The following is a 4954-nucleotide window of genomic DNA, read 5'->3' on the forward strand; positions in this document are numbered from 1 at the left end:
GTGTAATATCTGGCGACTATAAAGTAGAATACGATGGAATAACCACCCAATTTGAGCCTGTAAAGTGCCACACTTTCGTTTCTGAAAGTACTTTCGGACTGCCTATCTATAAATGGCAACCACAGCAAGAAGTGTTTGCACAGATAAAAGATTGGATATCTGGCAATCGGGATAAGAACAAAACCTCAGTACTTACCGCTTACAGCCTGGGCAAAGCACAAAGACTTATGAAAGGCCTGGAGGGTTATGGTGATATATATGTTCATAGCTCCATTGCAAATTTAAATGAAGGGTTTCTACACTCCGGGGTAAATTTACCAGAAACCATCAGGATCACCCCGGAAACTAGGAAAGAAGAACTGCAAAAAGGGATTGTCATTGTGCCGCCGGCACTTTCTGATGGCCGGTGGATTAAAACTTTAACCAGTCCGGCTACCGCGGTATGCTCTGGCTGGATGCAGGTAAGGGCTGGCAGAAGATGGCAAAGTGCCGATGCTGGCTTCGCATTAAGTGATCATGCCGATTGGCCCGGTCTATTGTCGGCAATAAAAGCTACGGAGGCAGAGAGAGTGTATATAACGCATGGCTTTACAGCAACCTTTTCCAAATACTTAAATGAAATAGGCATTGAATCTGAAGAAGTGAAAACGCAATATGGGAATGAGGAAGAAGAGGAGGAAAAATCGTGAAACGCTTTGCAGAACTTATACAACAGCTTGAAACAAGTAACAAAACAAATGATAAAATTGCGGCCCTTGTTGATTATTTCAATGAAGCTGATGATTTGGATAAACCTTATGTAATAGCCATGTTTACAGGCAAGCGCCCCAAACGCCCTGTAAGTACTGCTCTAATTAAATTGTGGGCTGTAGAGCTCAGCGAAATCCCCGAATGGTTATTTACAGAAAGCTATCATAATGTGGGCGACTTAAGTGAAACCATAGCCCTTATACTCCCCCCTCCTGTTCAGATTTCAGATCGTAAATTACACGAATGGATAAAGGATCTGGCTTTATTAAACGGGCAAGACGACACACATAAAAAGGCCTTTATTGTTAACGCCTGGAATAGTTTGGAAACAAGGGAACGCTTTATATTTAACAAGCTCATTTCGGGAAATTTCAGAATCGGTGTTTCCAACAAAATGCTTGTAAATGCGCTTGCAAAACAAAGTACAATCGAGAGCAGCAAAATCATGCACAGTATTATGGGCAAATGGGAACCTTCAGACATTACCTATAATGATCTTATTGCAGGTGTCCATGTAAATACCGACAACTCCTGGCCATATCCTTTTTGCCTGGCTTATGCTCTTGAATCTGAGCCTGCAAGCTTGGGTGAGCCAAAAGAATGGCAGGCTGAATGGAAATGGGATGGTATTCGCGGACAAATTATTAAGCGTAATGGAGAATTGTTCATTTGGTCGCGCGGCGAAGAACTGGTAACAGATCAATTTCCCGAACTACACTTCCTTGCGAATGAATTGCCAGATGGCACCGTACTGGATGGAGAGATACTTTCGGTTAAGGAAGGTAAAGTGCAGGCATTTAGCATACTGCAACAGAGATTAAACCGAAAAACCATTAATAAAGCACAGCTCAATGATGCGCCAGTAGGTTTTTACACCTACGACCTTCTTGAGCATAAAGGAAGGGATTTAAGAGAAGACCCTTTGGCCACCCGTAGACAATTACTTGAGCAAACAATTCAGCAACTACAGACTCAGGATATCGTTGCGCTCTCTCCCATAGTTATTTTTAGCGACTGGACATCTCTTGCAAAACTTAGAGAAGGTGCAAGAGAACTGAACAGTGAAGGTATTATGCTCAAAAAACTAGATTCATTATACCATTCAGGAAGAAAGCGCGGAGATTGGTGGAAATGGAAAATAAACCCTTATACTGTTGATACGGTAATGATCTATGCGCAAAAAGGAAGTGGTCGCAGGGCCAACTTCTATACCGATTATACCTTTGCTGTGCGCGATGGGGATCAACTAATCACTGTTGCTAAGGCTTATTCCGGGTTAACGGATGCTGAAATTAAAGAAGTAGATCGTTTTGTAAAGAAAAATGCTGTAGAGAAATTCGGCCCCGTACGCACAGTAAAGCCAGAACTGGTATTCGAAATAGCCTTTGAAGGGATAGCCGAAAGTAAAAGGCACAAGGCAGGGCTGGCATTAAGGTTTCCCCGAATTGCCCGCTGGAGAAAAGATAAGAAAGCCGATGAAATCAATACGCTTGACGACCTTAGGCAATTATTACAATCTACATTATGAAACTGGAAAATAGCAAGGGGTATAAGCAGGTTATAAGTTGGCTAAAACTTAGCAAAAAAAGACCTTTTAAGTTTCAAACTGAAGCATGGCAATATTATGCTGAAGGCTATAGCGGCCTGGTGAACGCTCCTACCGGCTTTGGCAAAACCTATTCTATATTTTTAGCTGTAGTAATTGATGAGCTGAATAAAAGAGCTGAACTGAAAACCACAGCACTTAAAATTAAAACTAGGAAAAACACGACCGGACTAAAATTAATCTGGATAACACCTCTTCGATCCTTAGCTAAAGACCTGGCCCGCGCTATGCGCGAGGTTTGTGATGAGTTGCAACTGGACTGGATGGTGGGTGTAAGAAATGGAGACACCCCACAAAGCGAAAAGCTAAAACAGAAAAAACAAATGCCAGAGGTGCTCATCATCACACCTGAAAGTATGCACCTGCTGCTTGCCCAAAAAAGTACTTTCAATTACTTTGATCAATTACAATGTATAGTTGCTGATGAATGGCATGAACTGCTGGGTAGCAAACGTGGTGTGATGGCGGAATTGGCGATTTCAAGAATAAAAGGGTTGCTTACAGCGCAACACCCAGAAAGACTTGTAAGGATATGGGGAATCTCGGCAACCATTGGCAATATGGAGCAGGCGATGGACGTACTTGTACCTTACACCGATTTGCTTAAAACCATAATAAAATCCGACATTAAAAAGAAGATCGTTATCAAATCAATATTACCAGATCATGTAGATATGTTGCCCTGGGCTGGTCATTTAGGACATAAGTTGGCTAATAAACTCATCCCTATTATTAATAAAAGTAAAACCACTTTAATATTTACCAATACCCGGGGGCAGGCCGAACTCTGGTACCAGACCTTGCTTGCCCAGGACGAAAACCTTGCCGGCTTACTCGCTATCCATCATGGTTCTATAGATTATGAATTGAGGAACTGGATTGAAGACGCATTACATTCAGGAGTGCTTAAGGCTGTTGTATGCACGTCATCTTTAGATTTAGGTGTGGATTTTAAACCCGTTGATACCGTAGTTCAGATTGGCTCTCCAAAAGGTGTTGCCAGGTTTCTACAACGCGCCGGGCGCAGTGGGCACTCCCCTAACGAAACTTCTAAGATTTATTTTCTGCCTACTCACGCGCTAGAACTTGTGGAGGCTGCAGCAATAAAAGAAGCGGCAAGAATACAAGATATCGAAAGCAGAGAGCCTATTGTAATGTCATTTGATACATTGATCCAGTACCTGGTTACTTTAGCCGTTGGCGATGGCTTTGATGATGAAAAGATCTTTTTTGAGATTAAGCAAACCCATGCTTTCAGGGAACTGCTGCCTCAGGAATGGAGCTGGATCATGCAATTTATTACCACGGGCGGGGATAGCTTAACAGCTTATAATGAGTTCAGCAAAGTGACAAAAAGCACAGATGGGCTTTGGAAAGTGGAAAGCAGACAAATTGCAATGCGCCACAGATTACACATAGGAACAATAGTTAGTGATGCCATGCTTAAAGTAAAATACCTAACCGGTGGCTATGTTGGTATGATTGAAGAATCATTCATATCACGGATGAAACCAGGAAGTAGCTTTACCCTTGCCGGCAGGGTACTTGAATTTATAATGGTTAAGGAGATGATGGTATTGGTTAGAAAAAGTAAACTTAAACAAGCCATTAGCCCAAGTTGGATGGGAGGCCGTATGTCGCTAACCGCAAATCTTGGTAGCGTACTTAGAAAGAAATACAATGAAACACTCGATAAGCAGCACGGAGATGAAGAACTCGATTTCATACTGCCCTTATTTGAGCGTCAGGCCAAGGTTTCTCATGTTCCTAAAAGCGACGAGTTTTTAATTGAACTGATCAATACCAAGGATGGTTACCATTTCTTTGCTTATCCCTTTGAAGGCAGACAGGTACATGAGATCATGGCTGCATTAATAGCCTACAGACTTGGACGCGTGCAACCAATAAGCTTCTCTATTGCTATGAACGATTATGGCTTTGAGTTGCTCAGTGAGCAGCCTATCCCTCTAGACGAAAATTCTATAAAAGACCTATTTAGCCCTGTAAACCTTACCGACGATATTGTGGCTAGTATAAATGCAACAGAAATGGCCCGACGTAAGTTCAGAGACATTGCCTGCATTTCGGGACTTGTATTTCAGGGATATCCCGGGAAATATGTTGCGAACAAGCACTTACAATCATCCGCTTCCCTATTTTTTAATGTTTTTAGCGATTATGATAAACATAACTTATTATTGCGTCAGTCATACGATGAAGCATTTTATCAACAGATTGAAGAGCCTAGATTAGCCGCAGCCCTACACCGCGTACAAGCCAGTAAGGTTATTATTATAAAAACGGACAGTTATACCCCACTCTGTTTCCCCATAAAAGTAGACAGTTTAAGAGATAATATGAGCAGTGAAGAACTTAGTCAGCGGATTGAAAGGATGACTTCAGAATCGGAAAAACGAGTACAGGTAAAAAGAAAAAAGCAAAAAAATGACCATTGATTGTAAAGGCGAGCAACTGATATTAAGCAATGAGAGAGCTATATACTGGCCAGCCAGAAAAATGCTTATCATTAGTGATCTTCATATTGGCAAGTCTGCTCATTTTAGAAAATCAGGCATACAAGTTCCTGATGCAATAAAC

3 protein-coding genes are annotated in these 4954 nt (G+C 41.8%); all 3 read left to right on the forward strand.

The genetic code is table 11. From position 1 onward, the window contains the following. On the forward strand, positions 1-689 hold a 689-nt coding region (locus tag AC1DDX_RS23340), incomplete at its 5' end, for a ligase-associated DNA damage response exonuclease (protein WP_477622677.1). Continuing rightward, on the forward strand, positions 686-2278 hold the full coding sequence (locus AC1DDX_RS23345) for an ATP-dependent DNA ligase (RefSeq protein WP_172659145.1): 1593 nt from the start codon (positions 686-688) through the stop codon (positions 2276-2278). The genes AC1DDX_RS23340 and AC1DDX_RS23345, both read left to right, overlap by 4 nt. Next, complete coding sequence (locus AC1DDX_RS23350) at positions 2275-4812, forward strand: ligase-associated DNA damage response DEXH box helicase (RefSeq protein ID WP_337718151.1); 2538 nt, start codon at positions 2275-2277, stop codon at positions 4810-4812. The genes AC1DDX_RS23345 and AC1DDX_RS23350 overlap by 4 nt, the downstream gene beginning before the upstream one ends. Positions 4813-4954: the final 142 nt, after the last annotated feature.

The organism is Pedobacter sp. 10L46_2, from assembly GCF_056395165.1.